At 69.8% G+C, this 2,400-nt stretch carries 3 protein-coding genes; 2 read left to right on the plus strand and 1 reads right to left on the minus strand.

Features of this window, described 5'->3' with window-relative positions:
* Positions 1-918, minus strand: a 918-nt coding sequence (gene tsaD, locus AC1D15_RS27255; protein WP_477828468.1) for a tRNA (adenosine(37)-N6)-threonylcarbamoyltransferase complex transferase subunit TsaD, incomplete at its 3' end; no start/stop codon positions are given.
* A 184-nt stretch (positions 919-1,102) separates the two neighbouring features.
* Between tsaD and AC1D15_RS27260 the strand changes: the two genes are divergently transcribed.
* Together AC1D15_RS27260 and AC1D15_RS27265 are read left to right on the plus strand one after the other, a co-directional pair.
* Positions 1,103-1,396 (plus strand): hypothetical protein, encoded by a 294-nt coding sequence (locus AC1D15_RS27260; RefSeq protein ID WP_477828469.1) that lies wholly within the window; start codon positions 1,103-1,105, stop codon positions 1,394-1,396.
* Between the two features lie 58 nt (positions 1,397-1,454).
* A complete protein-coding gene (locus AC1D15_RS27265; RefSeq protein WP_465114352.1) occupies positions 1,455-2,105 on the plus strand; it encodes an ANTAR domain-containing response regulator in 651 nt (216 codons plus the stop codon).
* Positions 2,106-2,400: the final 295 nt, after the last annotated feature.

A 2,400-nucleotide genomic window follows, 5' to 3' on the forward strand; every position in this document is an offset into this window, starting at 1 on the left:
GTCGGTGCACAGCGCCAGCTCGGGGTAATGCACCCTGACCTGGCGCTTCGCGCATTCGGCATCCAGTTGCGCGCGCAGGCGGCTGTTCGCACCGACGCCGCCGGCGACGACAAGTCGCTTCAGCCCGGTCTGCTTCAGCGCCGCGAGCGACTTCTTCAGCAGCACCTCGACGATCGCGGCCTGCGTCGACGCGGCCATGTCGGCGCGCTGCGAGTCGGTCGGCGCATCGCCGAGCTTGCGCAGCTGCGTCATCACCGCGGTCTTCAGCCCGGCGAACGAGAAATCGAGGTCGCCGCTGTGCAGCAGCGGCCGCGGCAGCGCATAGGCATCGGGCCGCCCCGCTTCGGCCAGGCGCGACAGCGCCGGCCCGCCCGGGTAGCCGAGCCCGAGCAGCTTGGCCGACTTGTCGAAGGCCTCGCCGGCCGCATCGTCGATGCTCTCGCCGAGCAGCTCGTAGCGGCCGACGTCGTCGACTCGCATCAGCTGCGTGTGCCCGCCCGACACCAGCAGCGCGACGAACGGAAACTCCGGCGGATCGCTCGCAAGGAACGGCGACAGCAGGTGCCCCTCGAGGTGGTGCACGCCGAGCACCGGCTTGCCGAGCGCCGCCGCCAGCGCGCAGGCCACCCCTGCGCCGACCAGCAGCGCCCCGGCCAGCCCCGGCCCGCGCGTGAACGCGACCACGTCGACCTCGGCGAGCGAGGCGCCGGCCTCGTGCAGCACCTGTTCGGTGAGCGGCAGCACGCGCCGGATGTGATCGCGCGAGGCCAGTTCAGGCACCACGCCGCCGTAGGCCTGGTGCATCGCGATCTGGCTGTGCAGGGCATGGGCCAGCAGGGCCGGAACCCCGGTCGGACCGGCCTCCACCAGGGCCACGCCCGTTTCGTCGCACGATGATTCCACGCCCAGTACCTTCATCCAGCGAGTGTAGCCAGCGCACCCACGCCGCCCGCCGGCGCCAAATTTGTCACGGCGCATCCAAGGGTTTACCCTCGATTACTATCCGACCCCCTTCCCGGTTCGAGCGCGGGCGACTAACCTGCGTGACCGAGCAGTGCCCCGAAGCAATTGCCAACTACAACAACGTCGTTAGGGAAACCCCATGAAGGAATACCGCCTCTTGGCCTGGACGGAGCTGCCTGCGCCGTTCGATCGCACCGCGCACCGGCGCATGCTCAGCGACATGTCGCAGCGGCACATGACGCTGGAGCAGTTGGCGTCCATCGCCGGACTGAAGCGCCCCGAGGTGCAGCTCTTCCTTGACGCGCTGGAGGCGCAGGGCCTGCTCGAAGAACGGGRGTTCGACGAGCCGCCAGCCGATTCGATGTTCGACTCGCTGCGGCCGCTGGGCGGCTGGATCCGCCGCGCGCTGCACACGAGTTCGCAGGAGCGCTGATTCCCCGGCGATCGGCCGCGCCGCACCGCGTGGCGCGGATGTTGCTGCGCTCTGGCCCATGAAGCCGCCGCGCGCGCCGACCGCCCCGGTCCTGCGCATCGTCATCGTCGCTCCCGACTCGCTGGCCTCCGACGGCAGCGAAGGCGCGCCCGACCCGATCGAGGCCGAGCGCTCGCGGGCGCTGCGCATCGGCTTGCTGGAGAACGGCTACAACATCGTCGCGGTGCTGCCGGCCGATGTCTTCCTGCCGGAGCGGCTGGCGCAGATCCAGCCCGACATGATCATCATCGACGCCGAGAGCCAGGCGCGCGACACGCTGGAGCATGTCGTGATGGCGACGCGCGATGCGCGCCGCCCGATCGTGCTGTTCACCGACGACGACGACACCAGCCACGTGCCCGATGCGATCGCCGCCGGCGTCACCGCCTACGTCGTGGCCGGGCTGGCGCCGGAGCGAGTGAAGCCGGTGCTCGACGTCGCGATGGCGCGCTTCCGGCACGAGGAAGGCCTGCGCCGCGAACTGGCAGACGCGCGCACCGAACTCTCGGACCGCAAGGTGATCGACCGCGCGAAGGGCCTGCTGATGTCGCGCCAGGGGCTCAGCGAGGAAGCCGCCTATGCGCGGTTGCGCAAGGCCGCGATGGACAAGGGGCTGCGGCTCGCCGACGTGGCGCGGCGCATCCTCGACGTGTCGGACCTGCTCGGCTGAACGCACTGCCGCAGTGCGGCCTGCGGCGCACTTGGTGCGTTGCAACATCGCCGATGCGAACCGCCCCTGGGAAGACAGCCGTGGCACGCCACTTGCATAGTGACGTGCGGAAGGTCAACGGCGATCTTCCACAGACATCCGCACGCACCAAGGTTGGCGCGACGCGGGTCGGACGATGGCGTCCCCACCGTGCAGGCTGAGCCCGCACCGTGCGGACGCCTTTTTGTTTTTGCTTTCCGAGAACCTGAGCCACGCCATGACTAGCCCACTCACGCGAAAGAACCTGATGAGCCGC

It is taken from the genome of Rhizobacter sp. P2_H2, from assembly GCF_056403375.1.